Source organism: Providencia sp. UF-224 (assembly GCF_058245955.1).
This window is the reverse complement of record NZ_JBSICC010000009.1, coordinates 170,986-189,749: the sequence shown is the minus strand read 5'-3', so window position 1 is coordinate 189,749 and position 18,764 is coordinate 170,986. Positions and strand designations below refer to the sequence as shown.

Sequence of the window (18,764 nt, the reverse complement as noted above, 5' to 3'; positions counted from 1 at the left end):
GAAGGGACTCAGATGAGTAACCAGCTTTCCTTTATTCCCAGTACGCAAGAGTGGCGTCCCCCTTACCGTTTTAAACCTACGGCGGATGGGGATGAGTTGGCTACCGTTGTCGGACCGCCGGGTGAGGAAATTTACACCAACTCACAAGGGGCGGTTACTGTCTATTTTCACTGGGACAGGCGTGGTAAGCCAGACCACAGTGCGTCTTGCTGGGTGCGTGTGGCCCACGGTTGGAATGGTGATGGCTTTGGGTTTATGTCCATCCCAAGAATTGGGCAGGAAGTAATTATTTCCTATCTGAATAATGATATTGATAGACCGATTATAACCGGGTGTACGTACAATGGCAGAAATAAACCACCATTAGACTTACCAAGTGAGAAGACTCGGACCACGTTTAGAACCAAAACCCACAAAGGGGACGGGTTTAATGAGCTACGCTTTGAAGATGAAAGTGGTCGAGAAGAAATTTATCTGCATGCGCAGCGCGATAACAACATTCACATTAATCACAATAAAACCCAATATGTCGGGAATGATGATAGCCATACTGTGGCGAATGACCGGAAGCATGAAGTGTGCCATGACGAATTTATCCACATCATCAATGAGCAGACCGTACAGGTTGATGTTAATCAATTTGAGCAAATCGGGAAAGACCGAGTCACACGCATTGATAACAGTTGGAAAGAAGTTATCCACGCGAGTCACTTTCAAGAAGTGGGCGAAAACAAACAGTGTGACATTCAAAATGATTATACGTTGAAGGCGGCAGGCGGTATTCATACTCACACCAAAGTCCACACCTTGCAAGCGAGCGAAACGGTGATTATCAAAGGCAAAGCCGGGTCAATTCAATTGGATGCACAAGGTGTAACTATCACGGGTAAAATTCTACTCAAAGGGGATGTTTCGATAACGGGAGGAGCCCCTGAAGCGGTTGCGACACTAGAGGCGGCGGTTAATGAAGGGTTACCGTTAGCGGAAGATTGCCGTGCGAAAGCGATAAAAAAAGGAACGGCCTAATGCACTGGAGTCCGAATACAGTTTATAAGGGGTATTGGGTCGCACAGTGTCGTTATACGCGAAACGAGGAACAATTTAGTGGCGTTATGACGGTGGCCGGCGCGAGTCAATCACAGGCTATCGAACGGATGCGTCAGTATTTTACTGCGCATTCAGCGCAATACAGTTTTGCCGACTATGATTCGCTTACCCCCTTTGTCTCTTATGTTGAGCTTAGTCATCAACTAGAATTACCGCTAGTGCGGCAAGTTCGTGAGCAACATGAGGCAAATGTTTTGGCGGTGTTAGTGGATGAACGTAACCTCACGCATCCACGCCCATCGGAAAAGGGGGATATCCATTATACGGAAGGGCAACCTGCATTTAGTGATGGGACTCACTTCTATGCGCTGATTGACAGCGGTGAATATCATCGCCAAACAGGTCAACACCTTGTCCCTAAGTTACATGGTTCACAATTACCGTGGCAATCGTTATACCAAGGGGAAACGCAAGACAGCCTTGAGGACAAAGCGCCCTATTTGATACACCTTCTCCCTAATCGTGCCGGAGAAGTCTTTCTAGAGCACTGCTCAAGCTTATCCAACAAAGGTACTTTAGGGATTTTCATTCACAGTCTTAAATCGTTTACTGATATTCATCGTCAATTGCGTAAGATGACGTATTTACATAACAAACCGCTGAACAGTTGGAATTTTTTCCGCTTTTACGATGTATCGCATTTTATGCCCTTTATTGAATCATTGACCCATGGGCAGTTACTTAATGTGGTGAGTGGAGTCAAGGCGTTCTATGGCTATAGTGCCAATTACCCTGATGGGGTCGAAATCACTTTTCATACCGATTATTTATATGATACTCGCCCCCGTGAGCCACTGTTTATTAATGAAAAATTGTATCGTCATTATGCAGCACTGACCTTGGTTCAGACATTGAATAAAGCCAAACAATTGATAGAGCAGCACTCACCTTTGTCAACATCGAGCGAGTTATCAGGCTCTGCTGACCTTGAGAACATTTGTTTACGTATCATGAATCAAGCTTTTTTAAATGATATCAGCCAAACACAAGCACTGTTGTATTATGTCCTTGCTCGCCATGCTTGCACGCAAAACGAGGCGTTATGGCAAACGGCGACAGAGGCAGCAAAGGCTTATGAAACGAATGCCATCACCTTTAATTATCACCGCTACCGACATTGCTTATCGTCACAAGGAGTGACCGCATGAATTCGAAATACTTAACCCCGGAAGAAAGGCACCTCCGTAAAGTGGTCGAGGCAGTGAATCAAGCATCCCCCAGAAATTTACAAGCCGATGCGGTCGTTTGCCCCTGTGAGAATGAACATCGTCCGGTGTACCCCGTGCGTTATGCCTACTCAAATTTGTATGGTGATAAAAATGCGAAAGCGGCGGTTCCGCCCGCTATTTCGACGTTACTGTCGGCTTCGTCAATCTCTGACACTAAAGGGTTTTCGGCTCGATTACTGCGCACAGGCTGGGTTTATGTCTTTGAGGAAGGTGAATTTCCCACTCGCCTTGATACAAAAGGGCAATTGCTGATTTTTAAGCATACTGTTCAGTATTACGATAATGGGTATGTTTATTCGGATGATGATAACGCCAGTGAAGCATTGAGCGCAAAAGAGAAAGGGGATGCAGAGGAAGGGTTTATCCCTTGTTTACGTGACCCATTAACTCATTCAGTACAAGCACAATCTTGTCAATATCCGTATTTGCCGATTAAAAAAGACGTCATGAATGCGTTATTTTTATTCAGTGATATCCCCCTGTCTGATTATGTTTTAGATAAAATGGAAACGGATGAATCTTACCGACAGGCGTTTATGCAAAAAATCAATCTGGTTGATTTTAATGCAAATCCCCATGCCCTTGAACTGAACGCTGAGCATATTGACTATCTGGTTGAGGAATATAAAACCGAGTCAGACCAGTTTTCAGCCTTTACCGAGCACACAAAATCCATCGGTAATCCGCTACCGAAAGAGTATTTTTCCCATATTACAGGAATGAATAGTGCCAGTAAAAGTACCGATACCCTGTTAAACCAAGCGAAACAAAATTTAGATTACAAAGAAAAAAGTTGTTTAGTTGCTCTGTATGACCCTATCGGTTACCAAAAAGATATTTTGTCGCTTTATACCTTCGTGACAGCCACGTATGCAATGTTCCAACGTTATTGGCAGTACCCGAATAAAGTGGGTCACTATCTTTCGGCGTTAGAAACCCAGTTTGATACCCCTGACGTCGCGAAAACGGAGCAAGGGAAATCATTAAAAGAGAAGTTTACCAAACACATTGATGTTCAAGGGTGGAAAACCTATTGGCCGCAAATTGAAGCGGGTAATCAAGAGTTTGAAACATTGCAAGGCAATATCGTTCAACTCTACCGTGATTTTTTAAGCAATCCCGCAGTCAAAAATCAGGTCGGTGGCATTAAAAACTATCTTGACCATGCTTTTTTAATTAAAGAACAATATCAAAAAGGGGACTTTTGGCACCCCGCGTTTTTTGATGAATTAGAGGCCTACAGCCAGCTGCATGAACAGCTACTCGCCCCCTTAAAAAGTTCACCGTCAGGACGAATTACACTCGATTTACTGTTATCAACCGACAGTGATGACGGGGAGGTTTGGAAGGAGTTTATCACCAACTTGCTGGATGTATTAAATGAGGATGTGATAAAAGATAAAGCGCTCAGTGAATTTAAAGAGCGTATCTTACCGTCATTACGTTTAGCCGTCATGATATGTTGGGATGCCTTGGGGTACGCGTATACGGAGGCGCATAGCCAACTGAATAATGCCAAAAATCATGTGCGGCGTATCAGCCAAGCGGGGCTGGATTTTCTGGCACATAAAGTGCTCCCCGCTTTCTTGGGGTATTTCGGTATCTCCGTGAGTTTTGATGAACTCGCGACCTTAAGCGCGGAAGAGTTCAGAAAATGGATGAGTTCACTGAAAGGGATGGGGCAGCCACTCCAACGTTTTTCAAAAAACATGAAGAAGGTCTTTGACTGGGATAATCGATTAAAATCGGCAGGGCTGAAACGCGTTATAACCACCGCCAAATTTAAACTGATAGAAGGTTATCGCTCTACCGGGCTACCAACGGATAAACACGCCTTAATCAGTCACATCAAATTGGGGGCAGATGTCTACACATTGCTCACGAGTATGATTGAATTCAGTGCCGTTGCCCATACGAAAGAGTTTGATAAGCAAGACCCATTACATGCCGCCGCGGTGAATATATTTCGTATTCAAATGGTAGCACATATTTTAAACACGGCAGAAGCCGTGGTTGAAATACGTCAAGCGGCTAGAGGGTATGCAGCGGCGGTCACGTTTCCACCGCTTCAGCGGTTACTCACCAAAATTCAGTTGCCGGAAGTTCAAACCAAGTTAGGCAAAATGGGACTAAAAGGGCTCGGATATACCGTGGCGATTTTAGGGGTTGCCTTACCCATCGCGGAAGCGTCTGCGGAGTTTTATAACAGTAACTACATTACGGGCTCCGCCAAAATTGCGGAAGCGGCAGGCACCTTGGCGTTTTCGGTGGGGTTAGCGACATACGGTGCCACTGAAGGGGTGGTGGCGACTGCCATTGCAGCATTTGCGTGGGAATTGATTATTATCGGCGCGATCGTATTCGGAATTGGTATGGCCGTTTACTATTACTTTAAAACGGATGCATTTGAAGAGCTACTGAAGCAGTGTTTTTGGGGGAATGGGGATAAGTATTTTGCGGGGGGGTATTTGAAAGAAGACAATGACGATATATCAAGAAGCTCTGATAAGAGTTTACAATTAGATAATTACATTAGATTTTTCAATGATTATAGTTTCTATTATCAAATGGAACTTCAAGAATTTGATAATCTTTTCTTTACCTCCCAACTACAAGTTAATGCTATTCCAAAATCAAAGGCGGGGTTAGGGCAAAGTCATTATGGGGCTGCACATTATGTCATTCAATATCAGTTTACGCTGAGTAATTTTCAATGCGGTATTTCGGATATTGAATATCAATTAGTTGAAAAGAAAGCTTTATTTGCTTATCCCGCGGGAACACCTGTGACCTCTTTACCCAAACAAGGGGATACGGTAGTCAAACATCGTGGGATTGACTATTTGGCTTCACAGCAAACAAAATTTAATGCGGCGTTTGAGGCAGCTTTGCAAGATGCGTTAGCCTGTACGGCACTGCGTGATGGAGAGCTTGTGCTGAGCTTTGAAGTTGAAGCGGGTATTTTTGCAAGGAATCCTCTGGGGCAATCTATCCCATCCATTTATTGGTACTACTTGGTGGATCGTCTTAAAGGCGAGATTGCGCCATTGCGTTACCGAAACGGTGATCCTAATGATAAACTTTATGGCTGTATTGATGAGGAAGGCACTGAATGACGAGTTTATATACGGCAACAAAGCACCCAGAGCAATTAGAAGCCACGCCATTGATTGAAGAAAGTCATCACTACGATGATCCGTTGGAGCCTCAAAAACTGGTATTTTTAGATGCAGTCAATAAACAGCGTTGTGTGATTAACTCCCCACAGCGTAATAGCCAACTTACTAATACGATCCCATTTTTTATCGTACTTTTAGTAATGGCTTGTTATACGTTGTTCGGGTTTGTTGATAATCATTTAGGTAAAAAAACATCAATGGAACAAATGTCAAAATACTTGCAGGAAAAATACAGTTATTTATCTGAGGATAAGATAAGAGATAATAGATCTGTTGTTCTATATTCACCATTTTTTCATAAAGAAAAAATTAGCTGGTGGGAGTATATCAAAGCTTATAACTCTGGAAAATATTTTACTGATAGCCAATATGGAAAATACCTCGTCATTGGCTGGTTGATCTTTTTCCCCGGCTTTTTGTGGCTATTGGGTTACCTCTCTTTCTTTACCCCTCCGGTGTATCTCATTGCTGATAGGCAAAGAGGAATATTGTATAGCTATGGGATGGGGAAAGTACGTTTAACGCGCTATGAAGATGCACAATTCGGCTATGCAGGTAAAATGCTGGCGATTAAACTGTATGGCATTGATGAAAAAACAGGGCAATTGAAAACGATCCTCTATCGTCCGAATGTCTCACATTACTCCAGTTTCCTGACCAGCACCGACAGTGAAAACCATCGTTTTATCACGTTTCTCAATGCTTATATGCAAGAGGGGCGAGATGCCGTTTCGTCTGTCGATTACCAAGCTCGTAAACCCTTTTTGTCTTTTGGTAAGAACCCCCTTCCTGTTGATTTTGAGCAACAGGTCGAACAGATTTTAGCAAAGCTTGATCAGGAAAAAAAACGCAATGCGTAGCCTTGTGAATGGCAGAAAACTCATTTTAAAAAATGATACGACGAATACCGGTGGTACGGTATTGACAGCTTCTTCTCTCGCCAAACAAACCCAAGGCGTAGCATGTGTGGGCGACTCTGTTTATTGCCCTTCATGTAAAAAAACAGGGACTATCGTTGAAGGCGATAGCTTAATGAAAATTAATGGTATCCCTGTTGCGCTAGAAGGTCACAAAGTCGCTTGTGGATGCTCAGGTGGCTGTGTGCTGGTTGCAGTAGGTTAAATGCGCCATTGCGTTACCGGAACGATAATCCTGATGATAAAATTTATGGCTGTATTGATGGGGAAGGGACAGAATGACGAGTTTATACACCGTAACAAAGCACCCGGAGCAATTAGAAGCCACGCCATTGATTGAAGAAAGTCATGATTATGATGACCCCCTTGAGCCAAAGAAATTGGTTTTTTTAGATGCAGTGAACCAACAGCGTTGCATTATTAATTCCCCTCAGCGGAACAGCCAACTTACCAACACAATACCCTTTTTTATCGTGTTGCTCTTTATGGCTTTTTGTACATTATTTAGTTTTATGGATAGACACTCATCTAAAATGTATACATTTCAAGATACAATAAACTACAATAAAAGTATTTATGATACTTACCATGAACAAGGTAGGGAGACTCCAAAATATTTAGATAAATATTTGCCTTATTTTGATAAGTTAGAAATAAGCACATGGGATTATATTAAAGCATATTATTCTGGTAAGCTTAGTAGTAATAGCCAAATTGAAATGTTTTTAATCGTAGGTTGGCTAATTTTCTTCCCCGGTTTTTTATGGCTATTTGGTTATCTCTCTTTCTTTACGGCTCCAGTTTATCTTATAGCGGATAGGCAACGAGGCATACTGTATAGTTATGCCATGGGAAAAGTGCGTTTAACACGTTATGAGGATACACAGTTCGGCTATGCAGGTAAAATGCTAGCGATTAAACTGTATGGCATTGATGAAAAAAACGGGCAATTGAAAACCATCCTCTATCGCCCAAATGTTTCCCATTACTCCAGTTTCCTGACCAGTACCGACAGTGAAAACCATCGTTTTATCACGTTTCTTAATGCTTATATGCAAGAGGGTCGAGATGCCGTTTCGTCTGTCGATTACCAAGCCCGTAAACCCTTTTTGTCTTTTGGTAAGAACCCCCTTCCTGCTGATTTTGAGCAACAGGTCGAACAGCTTTTAGCAAAGCTTGAGCAAGAGAAAAAATGCAATGCGTAGTCTTGTGAATGGCAAAAAAATTATATTAAAAAATGATACAACTAATACGGGTGGCACAGTTCTGACGGCTTCTTCTCTCGCCAAGCAAATCCAAGGTGTAGCGTGTGTGGGCGACTCTGTTTATTGCCCTTCATGTAAAAAAACAGGGACTATCGTTGAAGGCGATAGCTTAATGAAAATTAATGGTATCCCTGTTGCGCTAGAAGGTCACAAAGTCGCTTGTGGATGTTCTGGGGGCTGCGTGCTCGTCGCAGCAGGTTAAATGCGCCATTGCGTTACCGGAACGATAATCCTGATGATAAAATTTATGGCTGTATTGATGGGGAAGGAACAGAGTGACGAGTTTATACACCGTAACAAAGCACCCGGAGCAATTAGAAACCACACCATTGACTGCGGAAAGTCATCATTACGATGATCCTTTGGAGCCTCAAAAACTGGTTTTTTTAGATGCGGTCAATAAACAGCATTGTGTGATTAGTTCACCACAACGGAATAGCCAACTTACCAATACGATACCATTTTTTATTATACTTTTGGCGATGGCCTGTTATACACTGTTTGGCTTTATTTCTGAACATATAAATAATAAAAAGCATTTTCAAGCTATGGTCGAAAAAGTAGAGGCTAAATATAGTAATGAACTTAACTTAGATGCGGTCACATTAAAATATGTAAATACGTACAGGCCTTATTTTGGAAAAAAAAGTATAAATTACTGGGATTATATATTTGCTTATAACTCTGGCGAGTTTTTTACTGATGGTCAATATGGAAAATACCTCGTCATTGGCTGGTTGATTTTTTTCCCCGGCTTTTTGTGGTTATTTGGTTATCTCTCTTTCTTTACCCCTCCAGTTTATCTCATTGCGGATAGACAACGAGGAATACTGTATAGCTATGGGATGGGGAAAGTTCGTTTAACACGCTATGAAGATGCACAAATCGGCTATGCAGGTAAAATGTTGGCGATTAAACTGTATGGCATTGATGAAAAAACAGGGCAATTGAAAACGATCCTCTATCGCCCGAATGTCTCACATTACTCCAGTTTCCTGACCAGCACCGACAGTGAAAACCATCGTTTTATCACGTTTCTTAATGCCTATATGCAACTAGGCCGAGATGCGGTTTCGCCTGTCGATTACCAAGCCCGTAAACCCTTTTTGTCTTTTGGTAAGAACCCCCTTCCTGCTGATTTTGAGCAACAGGTCGAACAGCTTTTAGCAAAGCTTGAGCAAGAGAAAAAATGCAATGCGTAGTCTTGTGAATGGCAAAAAAATTATATTAAAAAATGATACAACTAATACGGGTGGCACAGTTCTGACGGCTTCTTCTCTCGCCAAGCAAATCCAAGGTGTAGCGTGTGTGGGCGACTCTGTTTATTGCCCTTCATGTAAAAAAACAGGGACTATCGTTGAAGGCGATAGCTTAATGAAAATTAATGGTATCCCTGTCGCATTAGAAGGTCACAAAGTCGCTTGTGGATGCTCTGGTGGTTGTGTGCAGGTTGCAGTAGGTTAAATGCGCCATTGCGTTACCGAAACGGTGATCCTAATGATAAACTTTATGGCTGTATTGATGAGGAAGGCACCGAATGACGAGTTTATATACGGCAACAAAGCACCCGGATCAATTAGAAACGACACCATTGATTGAAGAAAGTCATCATTACGATGATCCGTTGGAGCCTCAAAAACTGGTGTTTTTAGATGCGGTGAATAAACAGCGTTGTGTGATTAACTCTCCACAGCGGAATAGTCAACTAACCAATACGATACCTTTTTTTATCGTGCTCTTAGTAATGGCGTGTTATACGTTATATAATTTTACTAATAACCATATTGATTCTAAAGCCTCAATTGAAATGATGGTTAAGCACGTGGAGGATAAATATGCAAAGCCAAATAAAAAGGATCCGCATGCATTAAAAATGATAGATTCATATAAGCGTTTTTTTGGCGAAGAAAAAATTAGCTGGTGGGATTATATAAAAGCTAATAATTCAGGTGAGTTCTTTACTAACAGTCAATATGATAAATACCTTGTTATCGGCTGGTTGATCTTTTTCCCGGGTTTTTTGTGGCCATTGGGTTACCTCTCTTTCTTCACGCCCCCGGTTTATCTTATTGCGGATAGACAACGGGGAATATTGTATAGCTATGGGATGGGGAAAGTTCGTTTAACACGCTATGAAGATGCACAAATCGGCTATGCAGGTAAAATGTTGGCGATTAAACTGTATGGCATTGATGAAAAAACAGGGCAATTGAAAACGATCCTCTATCGTCCGAATGTCTCACATTACTCCAGTTTCCTGACCAGCACCGACAGTGAAAACCATCGTTTTATCACGTTTCTCAATGCTTATATGCAAGAGGGGCGAGATGCCGTTTCGTCTGTCGATTACCAAGCTCGTAAACCCTTTTTGTCTTTTGGTAAGAATCCCCTTCCTGCTGATTTTGAGCAACAGGTCGAACAGATTTTAGCAAAGCTTGATCAAGAGAAAAAACGCAATGCGTAGTCTCGTAAACGGCAGAAAACTCATTTTAAAAAATGATACGACGAATACCGGTGGTACGGTATTGACAGCGTCTTCTCTCGCCAAGCAAATCCAAGGTGTAGCGTGTGTGGGCGACTCTGTTTATTGCCCTTCATGTAAAAAAACAGGGACTATCGTTGAAGGCGATAGCTTAATGAAAATTAAGGGGATCCCTGTCGCGTTAGAAGGCCATAAAGTCGCTTGTGGATGCTCAGGTGGCTGTGTACTTGTCGCAACAGGTTAAATTACAATTCGGCATCAGCACGTTAGATAAATAATATCGCTATTTTGATAAGTTGTTCTATCATGTGGAAAACCTCGCGTGTGAACTATGGGAACACCAATCTGAGGTCGCTAGGATAGATGATAATAAAAAGCCTTGATAAGTTAACAAACTATAATCAAGGCTAATCAACAACTGCAATCACCAAACCATTAACGGCCGGCTTTTAGCTTTTGGAAATACTCTTCGTACAGAATATTGGTATTCCCAACATCGCTTTGCCACTCGCCTTTTTTCAATACCTCTTCACTTGGGTAAAGGGATGGATCGTTGGCAATCTCCGCGGGTAACATCTTTTTAGCGGCTAAATTGGGTGTTGGATAGCCAATGGATTCAGCAACTTGTGCCGCAATTTCAGGGCGTAATAAAAAGTTAATCAGTTTATGAGCGCCTTCAACATTTTTCGCATTGGCAGGGATCGCTAAACTGTCCATCCAGAAGATACCGCCTTCTTTTGGCCACACCACTTCAATCGGTAAGCCCGCTTGCCTTGCAACGAATGCGGAGCCATTCCACAGCATCCCAACATCCACTTCCCCTTCAATAAACGGTGTGGCAGGGTTATCCGAGTTAAAGGCCAAAATATTCGGGCGCAGCTTTTGCAGCTCTTGATAGGCTTCTTCTATTTCTTTCGGGTCAGTGGTATTGCCTGAATAACCCAGTTTATTTAATGCAACTTGGAACACTTCCCGTGCATCATCCATCATCAATAGGCTATTTTTATACTCAGGCTTCCAAAAATCTGCCCATGATGTGACGGAGCTTGGGTCAACGGCTTCACCATTAATACCAATCCCTGTTGCGCCCCAAATATAAGGCACAGAATAGTCATTATTGGGGTCAAATTCTTTGTGGATTAAATTCGGATCGAGGTTTTTAAAGTTGGTTAATTTACTTTGATCAATCTTTTGCAGCATCCCCTCTTTGCTCATTTTGGCAATAAAGTAAGTGGATGGCACCACCAAATCGTAAGCCCCGTCTTTATAGGTCTTCAGTTTGGTGTACATGCTTTCGTTGGATTCATAGGTGGAGTAAATCACCTTAATGCCCGTTTCTTTGGTAAATTGTTCTAATAAACCAGGGGGAACATATTCTGTCCAGTTATAGAAATACAGTACGTCTTTGTTATCGTCAGCGGCAGTCGCCGTGCCAATACTTGCAGCCATTAAGCCTGCTGCCAGTAGATAGGACCATTTTTTCATGACTGAGTTTCCCTCAACAACGTATTTTTATCCCTGCCTGCACCAAGCCGCAACTTGAATGATTTAGGGGTGATATCTTATAGGCTCAATTGGAGCCCACCCTCTCGCCTTATGGCATTTAAAAAGCACGCTAGAACAGTAATACCGTGCCATCCTATTATTTTTACTGCGCTTTTTTACCGTATTTATCCCGCATTACCCATTGGCTCAAGCAAACAAGCACCAACGACATAATCAGTAGCACCGTTGCCAACGCATTCACTTCAGGCGAAACGCCAACCTTGACCATTGAGTAGATTTTTAACGGTAAAATTTCATAACTTGGCCCCGTCACAAATGACGACACCACCACATCATCCATCGATAATGTAAAGCTGAGCAGCCAGCCCGCTACAATCGCAGGTAGCGCTAATGGCAGAATAATTTTACGCAAAATAGTAAATTCACCCGCCCCGAGATCCCGCGCGGCTTCCAACATTTTCACATCAAAGTCTTTTAACCTTGCATATACCGTTACCACCACAAAAGGCAGGCAAAAGGTAATGTGAGAAAACAGCAACGACCAAAAACCCAGTGAAACGCCCAAGATCATAAACAGCACTAATAACGATATTGCCATCACGATATCGGGGGACATCATCACCACAAACAGCATTCCACCCACAAAGGGCTTGCCGCGAAAACGGTAACGAAACAGTGCAACTGCAGTTAATGTGCCAATCACCGTGGCAAATGTGGCGGATAACACCGCCATGGTTAATGAATGCCCCGCCGCTTCTAATAAACTGTCATTATTACTCAGCAGTTCATACCATTTTGTTGAAAACCCTTGCCACTGAATACCAAAACGCGATTCATTGAAGGAGTTAACAATCAAAATGATGATTGGAATATAAAGATACGCATAGACGATGGCCATAAAGCCACCCCGCAAAGTACGCCCGATCATTCTTCATACGCCTTTTTATTCAGAAGCTTAGCCGCTCGGTAATACACATACAGCAACAGCCCCATCATCACGGTGAGGAAAATACTGGTTGCTGCACCAAATGGCCAATCGCGAATATTGAGGAACTGGCTTTTTATCACATTACCAATTAACAGGTTCTTCGCGCCGCCCATTAAATCGGCGACATAGAATAAGCCCATCGCAGGTAGCAGAACCAATAAACACCCAGCAATAATACCCGGCATCGTTAATGGAATAATGATTTTCACAAAGGTCTGAAATTTATTAGCACCAAGGTCTCTGGCCGCTTCTAAATATGACTTATCCAATTTTTCAATACTGGAGTACAGTGGCATTACCATAAAAGGCAATAGGATATAAATCAGCCCAAGCACTACCGCTTCAGGGGTGTACATGAGCCGCATGGGTTTATCGATAATGCCAATCCAAAGCAAAAAATCATTCAAATAGCCTTTGGTACTCAAAAACACTTTCAAGCCATAGATACGGATCAGCGAATTTGTCCAGAATGGTACAATCAATAAAAACAGCATCAATGGCTGAATACGTTTAGGTAACTTCGCCAAAATAAAGGCAAATGGATAGCCGATCACAAGGCAAAAGAAGGTAGCGATCAGCGCCATATTCAGTGAATGCAGCATCACTTCCGCGTACATGGGATCGGACAAACGAACGTAGTTATCCCATGTGAAGATCAAATCCACTAGGTTGGTATCGCTGCGAGTTAGGAAGCTTGCCCCGATGATCATGATATTTGGCAAGAAAACGAACAAGACCAGCCAAGCGACAATCCCAGTGATGATCACATTTTGCAGGATCTTGTGTTTACGAATGATCATCCAGAACGACCTCCCAGCTTTCCACCCAAGTTACAGCAACTTTTTGATTCAAGGAGTGGTCAACATCGGGGTCGTCTTCGTTAAAGAATTCGCTCACCATGACAATTTTGCCGTCTTCCATCTCAACCACAGAGTCCAAAGTCATGCCTTTGTAGTTACGTTCACGCACGTAACCAATCAGCCCTGGATGATTTTCTGCATCATTCACTTCTTCAACGCGTAAGTCTTCAGGGCGCAAAAGCACATTAAGATGCTGCCCTTCTTTGACTGAGAGCTCAGTGAATATATCGCATTCATGGCCTTCAACATTGGCACGAATACGTTTTTCATCAATGCGATACAATACTTTCGCATCAAAAATATTAATTTCACCGATAAACTGAGCAACAAACAGGTTTTTAGGCTCCTCATAAATTTCACGAGGTGTGCCATCTTGCTCAATTTTCCCTTCACGCATGACGATGATCCTGTCAGACATCGCTAAAGCTTCTTCTTGGTCGTGGGTAACAAAAATAAAGGTAATTCCCAGCTTCCGTTGAAGGGCTTTTAGCTCATTCTGCATTTGCTTACGCAGTTTGTAATCCAGCGCAGACAATGATTCATCCAGTAATAAGACTTTAGGGCGATTCACTACGGCACGAGCGATTGCCACGCGCTGCTGCTGCCCGCCAGAGAGTTGATTAGGCCTTCGCTGCGCAAAATCTTCCAATTGCACCATACGCAGTGCCTGATCAACTCGCTTTTGAATATCAGCGGCTGGCGTTTTTTGCATGCGCAAGCCAAAAGCGACGTTGTCATAGACCGTCATATGAGGAAAAAGAGCATAGCTTTGGAATACGGTATTCACGAAGCGTTGTTCCGCTGGAATATCCGTAATATCTTGACCATCAAGAATAATTTGACCTTCATCGACATCTTCAAGCCCAGCAATAAGACGTAAAACCGTCGTTTTACCGCAACCAGAAGGCCCCAGAATAGTCAAAAACTCACCATTTCGAATGGTTAAGTCAAGTTCAGAAATAATTTGTTTGCCATCAAAACCTTTATTTAAAGATTTTAATTCGACGAGTGGTGTCAGAGAGGTTGTCTCAGTCATTTATAATACACTCTATCCCTAGGAATAATGCAGATAGAACCGCCACCGTTAAAGACTGTATAAGCTTGTCGGAGATGTACTCTTCATCCTTCCCCAGCAAAGCCCAAAACCAGTAGCGCCATTTTTCAAATTTTCAAATTCATTTTTTCAAATTCATTGAGCCCTGCATGATAAACACAGTTTTTATAAATTGAAAGCCATTTTCGACACTTCGTTTGCCTTTCATTATGAATTCACAATAAATAAAACTGTTTTTTGATAAAAATAAGCAACATAGCGATATATATTGTTACTCCACCGTTATCTATAGGTTTCACTTATACACCTAAAAACCAATCTTAAGCTAAATAGCTTGCAATTCATAAAGTTAGTCTGTGTTAGATTAATAATTAATTTTAATCTAAAAATTAATTATTTATTAAATTAAGATATGAAAAATATATCTGACCACTCGCCCATCAAATACCCCTCTGATTAAGATACAATCATCAAAAACTGAATCGTTTAAACTTACTCAAATAGCTTAAAAAGCAATTTATCGTCATGAAATACTTAAAAAGTAAATAGTTCATAATTACAATGGCAAAAATAAAAACATCATTAAATATAATTTTATGTGATTTGCATCTAATTTTTATCGTGAAGTAGTTTTTCTCTCGATAACTTTAACCAACATCATATTATCGATCGCATCCCTTTGAATATAATGGTCAAATTGGTATAATTTCAGCCTAAATTGTTACTTTTCGTGATTTCTTTTGTAGTTTTTGTTTCATTATTACACTTATAAATTTTACTTTGTTCCTTTGTACTGAATTTATTAAAGAATAAGCATAAGCCTACGGGTGATTATTTTTGGATATTCCACTGAAATTAATATGTGAGTGAGCAAAATGGCTAATAAAGAGTTTTTTTATCAAGAACCTTATCCTCTATCTGAGGATAAAACTGAATATACCCACGTTTCTGATAAATATGTTTCTGTCGAGCAATTCGCAGGAAAACCAATTTTAAAAGTTGAACCCGAAGCATTAACACTGCTTGCCGAGCGTGCAATTTATGAATCACAGTTTTTCTTAAGAGCCGCACACCAAAAACAAGTTGCGGCTATCTTGCATGACCCAGAAGCCAGCGAAAATGATAAATACGTGGCACTTCAGTTGTTACGCAATGCTGAAATTTCGGCAAAAGGCATTTTACCAAACTGCCAAGATACCGGAACCGTTGCGGTAGTTGGGAAAAAAGGTCAACAAGTTTGGACAGATTGTGATGACGAAGAGTACCTTTCTCGCGGAATTTATAACGTCTTCCAACACGAAAACCTGCGTTTTTCTCAAAATGCCCCGTTAGATATGTTTAACGAAGTGAATACGGGCACTAACCTACCAGCACAGTTTGATATTTTTGCCACCAAAGGCGATGAATATCATTTCCTGTTCGTCAATAAAGGCGGCGGTTCTGCGAATAAATCCGCGCTTTATCAAGAAACAAAAGCGACGTTAACCCCAGCTAAATTGAAAAATTTCTTAATTGAGAAAATGCGCAATCTGGGAACAACGGCTTGTCCGCCTTATCATATTGCTTTTGTTATTGGTGGAACTTCAGCGGAAACAACGTTGAAAACAGCAAAACTAGCCTCAGCTAAATACTACGATAATTTACCAACTACCGGTAATGAGTATGGCCGGGCTTTCCGTGATATCGAGCTAGAAAATGAGTTATTAGAAGCTTCACGTCATCTTGGCTTTGGTGCGCAGTTTGGTGGTAAATATTTTGCTCACGATGTCCGCGTTGTACGCTTACCTCGCCATGGCGCATCTTGCCCTATCGGTTTAGCTATTTCGTGTTCTGCTGACCGTAATATCAAGGCCAAAATCACCAAAGAGGGTTTATGGCTGGAGAAAATGGAGCATAATCCAGCGCAATATATCCCTGAATCTATGCGTACCCAAGCTGAAGGCAAAGTGGTTCATATTGACCTCAACCGCCCGATGAAAGATGTTTTGGCTGAGCTGAGCAAACACCCAGTGTCGACTCGTGTTTCCCTCAGTGGCCCACTGATTATCGCCCGTGATATTGCACACACCAAGCTCAAAGAGCGTTTAGATAACGGCGAAGAATTACCACAATACTTCAAAGACCATATGGTGTATTACGCAGGACCGGCCAAGAAGCCTGAAGATATGGTATCTGGCTCGTTAGGCCCAACAACGGGTAACCGTATGGACCCTTACGTTGATCTATTCCAATCCCACGGCGGTAGCATGATAATGCTCGCTAAAGGGAACCGTACTCAAGCAGTGACCGACGCGTGTAAAAAACACGGTGGTTTCTATTTAGGGAGCATCGGGGGCTCGGCGGCAATTTTAGCACAAGAGTATGTTAAGAGTTTGAATTGTTTAGAATATCCAGAATTGGGTATGGAAGCGATTTGGAAAATGGAAGTTGAAGGCCTACCTGCCTTTATCCTTGTTGATGACAAAGGAAATAATTTCTTTGAACAAGTTCAGAATACAAACTGCCAAAAGTGTGTAAAATAGACTCGTCGCACTATGCCAACGGAATGCGCTAACCTCGGTTAGCTTGTGTCGTCAATAAGTAGTGTAAGTAAAAGAGCAGGCAATATGCCTGCTCTTTTTTATTCACCAGTTTTATCAATAATAGTTAATTCGAACAATTGTTGAGGCATTAAAGCCACCCGTTTTTACTGAGCCTGTTTTCTTCACTGTTGCACTGTAATCACGCGTTACTGATGTACTTCCTTGCGGTAAACTACCGAAAAACTGGAAGTAATTAAACTTCATATTATTACTTTTATCGTCTTTGATCGTCAGGTTCATACCATTTTTTAAATCAATCGCATACTCACCATTTAATGGATCCGTTGTTTCAAAATTGATATTCATTGAGAAATTATCCAAGCAGCCTCTTTTTACAGCTTGAATTTGAAAGTCTTTTTTAAATTCTTTGCCTTGGTTAAGATCTGTGATCATCAATTGACCAAAGTCTATTTGTTGAGATTCAGGGAAAACCTTGATGTCCGCACCGCATTTTAAAAAGCGGATCCCTTGAAGCCCTGAAATAGAGTAACGTAGGTTTTTAGCTCCTGGCGTGGTATTAATCCCCCCGCTCCCATCAAATTGGAAAACGGTAAATTGATTATCGCCCAAATAGTTACCCGAAGGTGGAACCACCCCTGTCACTTTAATGTATAAATTAAACGTCACAGTCACGGTCACATTTTGCTTACCGCTAATCGGGGGCGTGCCTAAATTTACTTTTTGCTGGTTGCGTTCAAGTTGTTCACCTTGATAATTCGCACCAAGTAGCAAGCCAGTCCCTAATTTTTGTGACGTCGGGTTAAAATACATATGAACAACGTCCACCATATTTCCCAATACGTTATCGCAATATACTGTTACGGTCATCGGGTCTGATTGCCAAATAATGGTTCCTGCTGGGGTATCCGCGGGTATAGCAAGTTGCCCAACTGGAACAGGAGGTTTAATCACAACTCCCGTCCCCTTTTCAACGCAATCTAATGCAAAAGTCTTTGGGCTGATAAAAATAAATAAGAATAAAAAGTAGAACCCATACTGCTTAATAAATTTGTGTATCATGGTTTATACACCTTTATATATAGGTAATATTTAAGGTAATTTGCGTTTTAATATTACCCACGGTTAATTCACTTCTTGCACGATAACTTTCCAACATGGAGTAGATCACAATCTGTTGATTATCATCGAAATAAACGGGGTAGTTACGGTACTCACCATTCGGTATCGTATTGCCTTGTTTATCCAATAAGCGAATGCCATAACCATTTAAAATCGTTTTTCCACCAAATAAATTACGATCTGTGCTCGCCGTTGGTTCTGAAATAAACATGATCCTAACGACAGGATCGCGGTCATCACGATCGCGTTTTGGGAAAATACAGTCATCAAATTTCAGTTTGATCTCATGTTTAGGGCTTCTATCCCCGATCTCATTGAAATAATTAAGAGAAATTGGCCCCAATTCAATATTTTGATCAATCGAGGAAAGCGTGATTTTACAAGGCAAAGCTACTACGTTGCCGGTAAAATTGAGATCGCCTCGCATCATGCTACTGTCTGCATATGCATGACTCCCAAGCAGGGATAGCATGAAAAAACCGATTGAAAAGCAACAATTTCTCATTTCTAAAATC

Annotated in this window: 18 protein-coding genes; 12 read left to right on the top strand and 6 right to left on the bottom strand. The window is 41.7% G+C overall.

The window, feature by feature from the left end:
* The 11 genes from AC4IFO_RS11275 to AC4IFO_RS11225 all read left to right on the top strand — a co-directional run.
* The coding region (locus AC4IFO_RS11275; protein ID WP_490734382.1) for a type VI secretion system Vgr family protein at nt 1–1,026 on the top strand (1,026 nt) is incomplete at its 5' end.
* On the top strand, nt 1,026–2,255 hold the full coding sequence (locus tag AC4IFO_RS11270) for a DUF4123 domain-containing protein (RefSeq protein ID WP_490734380.1): 1,230 nt from the start codon (nt 1,026–1,028) through the stop codon (nt 2,253–2,255). The genes AC4IFO_RS11275 and AC4IFO_RS11270, both read left to right, overlap by 1 nt.
* A complete protein-coding gene (locus AC4IFO_RS11265) occupies nt 2,252–5,452 on the top strand; it encodes a toxin VasX (protein ID WP_490734378.1) in 3,201 nt (1,066 codons plus the stop codon). The genes AC4IFO_RS11270 and AC4IFO_RS11265 overlap by 4 nt, the downstream gene beginning before the upstream one ends.
* Nucleotides 5,449–6,375: a hypothetical protein gene (locus tag AC4IFO_RS11260; RefSeq protein WP_490734376.1), complete on the top strand. Its 927-nt coding sequence runs from the start codon at nt 5,449–5,451 to the stop codon at nt 6,373–6,375. The genes AC4IFO_RS11265 and AC4IFO_RS11260 overlap by 4 nt, the downstream gene beginning before the upstream one ends.
* Nucleotides 6,368–6,637, top strand: a complete 270-nt coding sequence (locus AC4IFO_RS11255) for a PAAR domain-containing protein (RefSeq protein ID WP_094962673.1) — start codon at nt 6,368–6,370, stop codon at nt 6,635–6,637. The genes AC4IFO_RS11260 and AC4IFO_RS11255 overlap by 8 nt, the downstream gene beginning before the upstream one ends.
* A gap of 73 nt (nt 6,638–6,710) precedes the next feature.
* The gene (locus AC4IFO_RS11250) at nt 6,711–7,637 is read left to right on the top strand and encodes a hypothetical protein (RefSeq protein ID WP_490734373.1); all 927 of its coding nucleotides are present in this window, start codon (nt 6,711–6,713) and stop codon (nt 7,635–7,637) included.
* Nucleotides 7,630–7,899: a PAAR domain-containing protein gene (locus tag AC4IFO_RS11245; RefSeq protein ID WP_490734371.1), complete on the top strand. Its 270-nt coding sequence runs from the start codon at nt 7,630–7,632 to the stop codon at nt 7,897–7,899. Before AC4IFO_RS11250 ends, AC4IFO_RS11245 begins: the two co-directional genes overlap by 8 nt.
* A 73-nt stretch (nt 7,900–7,972) precedes the next feature.
* The gene (locus AC4IFO_RS11240) at nt 7,973–8,899 is read left to right on the top strand and encodes a hypothetical protein (RefSeq protein ID WP_490734369.1); all 927 of its coding nucleotides are present in this window, start codon (nt 7,973–7,975) and stop codon (nt 8,897–8,899) included.
* Nucleotides 8,892–9,161 carry a PAAR domain-containing protein gene (locus tag AC4IFO_RS11235; protein ID WP_490734367.1) on the top strand — a complete coding sequence of 90 codons (270 nt, stop codon included), beginning with the start codon at nt 8,892–8,894 and terminating at the stop codon, nt 9,159–9,161. Before AC4IFO_RS11240 ends, AC4IFO_RS11235 begins: the two co-directional genes overlap by 8 nt.
* A 73-nt stretch (nt 9,162–9,234) precedes the next feature.
* Nucleotides 9,235–10,161: a hypothetical protein gene (locus AC4IFO_RS11230; protein ID WP_490734365.1), complete on the top strand. Its 927-nt coding sequence runs from the start codon at nt 9,235–9,237 to the stop codon at nt 10,159–10,161.
* Complete coding sequence (locus AC4IFO_RS11225; protein WP_490734363.1) at nt 10,154–10,423, top strand: PAAR domain-containing protein; 270 nt, start codon at nt 10,154–10,156, stop codon at nt 10,421–10,423. The genes AC4IFO_RS11230 and AC4IFO_RS11225 overlap by 8 nt, the downstream gene beginning before the upstream one ends.
* A gap of 191 nt (nt 10,424–10,614) precedes the next feature.
* Here AC4IFO_RS11225 and potD read toward each other — a convergent pair whose 3' ends face one another.
* The 4 genes from potD to potA all read right to left on the bottom strand — a co-directional run bounded on the left by potD (nt 10,615) and on the right by potA (nt 14,569).
* Nucleotides 10,615–11,664: a spermidine/putrescine ABC transporter substrate-binding protein PotD gene (gene potD, locus AC4IFO_RS11220; RefSeq protein ID WP_206083434.1), complete on the bottom strand. Its 1,050-nt coding sequence runs from the start codon at nt 11,662–11,664 to the stop codon at nt 10,615–10,617.
* A gap of 163 nt (nt 11,665–11,827) precedes the next feature.
* Complete coding sequence (gene potC / locus AC4IFO_RS11215; protein WP_219244692.1) at nt 11,828–12,613, bottom strand: spermidine/putrescine ABC transporter permease PotC; 786 nt, start codon at nt 12,611–12,613, stop codon at nt 11,828–11,830.
* Nucleotides 12,610–13,473 carry a spermidine/putrescine ABC transporter permease PotB gene (gene potB, locus AC4IFO_RS11210; RefSeq protein ID WP_490734360.1) on the bottom strand — a complete coding sequence of 288 codons (864 nt, stop codon included), beginning with the start codon at nt 13,471–13,473 and terminating at the stop codon, nt 12,610–12,612. The genes potC and potB overlap by 4 nt, the downstream gene beginning before the upstream one ends.
* A complete protein-coding gene (gene potA / locus AC4IFO_RS11205; RefSeq protein WP_490734358.1) occupies nt 13,460–14,569 on the bottom strand; it encodes a spermidine/putrescine ABC transporter ATP-binding protein PotA in 1,110 nt (369 codons plus the stop codon). Before potA ends, potB begins: the two co-directional genes overlap by 14 nt.
* An 893-nt stretch (nt 14,570–15,462) precedes the next feature.
* On the opposite strand from potA, the gene AC4IFO_RS11200 reads away from it, so the two are divergent.
* Nucleotides 15,463–17,109: a fumarate hydratase gene (locus AC4IFO_RS11200; RefSeq protein ID WP_490734356.1), complete on the top strand. Its 1,647-nt coding sequence runs from the start codon at nt 15,463–15,465 to the stop codon at nt 17,107–17,109.
* A gap of 114 nt (nt 17,110–17,223) precedes the next feature.
* Here AC4IFO_RS11200 and AC4IFO_RS11195 read toward each other — a convergent pair whose 3' ends face one another.
* Both AC4IFO_RS11195 and AC4IFO_RS11190 read right to left on the bottom strand, forming a co-directional pair.
* Complete coding sequence (locus AC4IFO_RS11195; protein WP_490734354.1) at nt 17,224–18,189, bottom strand: fimbrial protein; 966 nt, start codon at nt 18,187–18,189, stop codon at nt 17,224–17,226.
* Between the two features lie 13 nt (nt 18,190–18,202).
* Entirely contained in the window at nt 18,203–18,754 is a 552-nt protein-coding gene (locus AC4IFO_RS11190; RefSeq protein WP_490734352.1) for a fimbrial protein, read from the bottom strand.
* Nucleotides 18,755–18,764 lie beyond the last annotated feature (10 nt).

Bases quoted from the DNA above. Each gene is read 5' to 3' on its own strand.
- AC4IFO_RS11270 (WP_490734380.1), top strand. From the start codon at position 1,026: ATGCACTGGAGTCCGAATACAGTTTATAAGGGGTATTGGGTCGCACAG.
- AC4IFO_RS11265 (WP_490734378.1), top strand. From the start codon at position 2,252: ATGAATTCGAAATACTTAACCCCGGAAGAAAGGCACCTCCGTAAAGTG.
- AC4IFO_RS11260 (WP_490734376.1), top strand. From the start codon at position 5,449: ATGACGAGTTTATATACGGCAACAAAGCACCCAGAGCAATTAGAAGCC.
- AC4IFO_RS11255 (WP_094962673.1), top strand. From the start codon at position 6,368: ATGCGTAGCCTTGTGAATGGCAGAAAACTCATTTTAAAAAATGATACG.
- AC4IFO_RS11250 (WP_490734373.1), top strand. From the start codon at position 6,711: ATGACGAGTTTATACACCGTAACAAAGCACCCGGAGCAATTAGAAGCC.
- AC4IFO_RS11245 (WP_490734371.1), top strand. From the start codon at position 7,630: ATGCGTAGTCTTGTGAATGGCAAAAAAATTATATTAAAAAATGATACA.
- AC4IFO_RS11235 (WP_490734367.1), top strand. From the start codon at position 8,892: ATGCGTAGTCTTGTGAATGGCAAAAAAATTATATTAAAAAATGATACA.
- AC4IFO_RS11230 (WP_490734365.1), top strand. From the start codon at position 9,235: ATGACGAGTTTATATACGGCAACAAAGCACCCGGATCAATTAGAAACG.
- AC4IFO_RS11225 (WP_490734363.1), top strand. From the start codon at position 10,154: ATGCGTAGTCTCGTAAACGGCAGAAAACTCATTTTAAAAAATGATACG.
- potD (WP_206083434.1), bottom strand. From the start codon at position 11,664: ATGAAAAAATGGTCCTATCTACTGGCAGCAGGCTTAATGGCTGCAAGT.
- potC (WP_219244692.1), bottom strand. From the start codon at position 12,613: ATGATCGGGCGTACTTTGCGGGGTGGCTTTATGGCCATCGTCTATGCG.
- potB (WP_490734360.1), bottom strand. From the start codon at position 13,473: ATGATCATTCGTAAACACAAGATCCTGCAAAATGTGATCATCACTGGG.
- potA (WP_490734358.1), bottom strand. From the start codon at position 14,569: ATGACTGAGACAACCTCTCTGACACCACTCGTCGAATTAAAATCTTTA.
- AC4IFO_RS11200 (WP_490734356.1), top strand. From the start codon at position 15,463: ATGGCTAATAAAGAGTTTTTTTATCAAGAACCTTATCCTCTATCTGAG.
- AC4IFO_RS11195 (WP_490734354.1), bottom strand. From the start codon at position 18,189: ATGATACACAAATTTATTAAGCAGTATGGGTTCTACTTTTTATTCTTA.
- AC4IFO_RS11190 (WP_490734352.1), bottom strand. From the start codon at position 18,754: ATGAGAAATTGTTGCTTTTCAATCGGTTTTTTCATGCTATCCCTGCTT.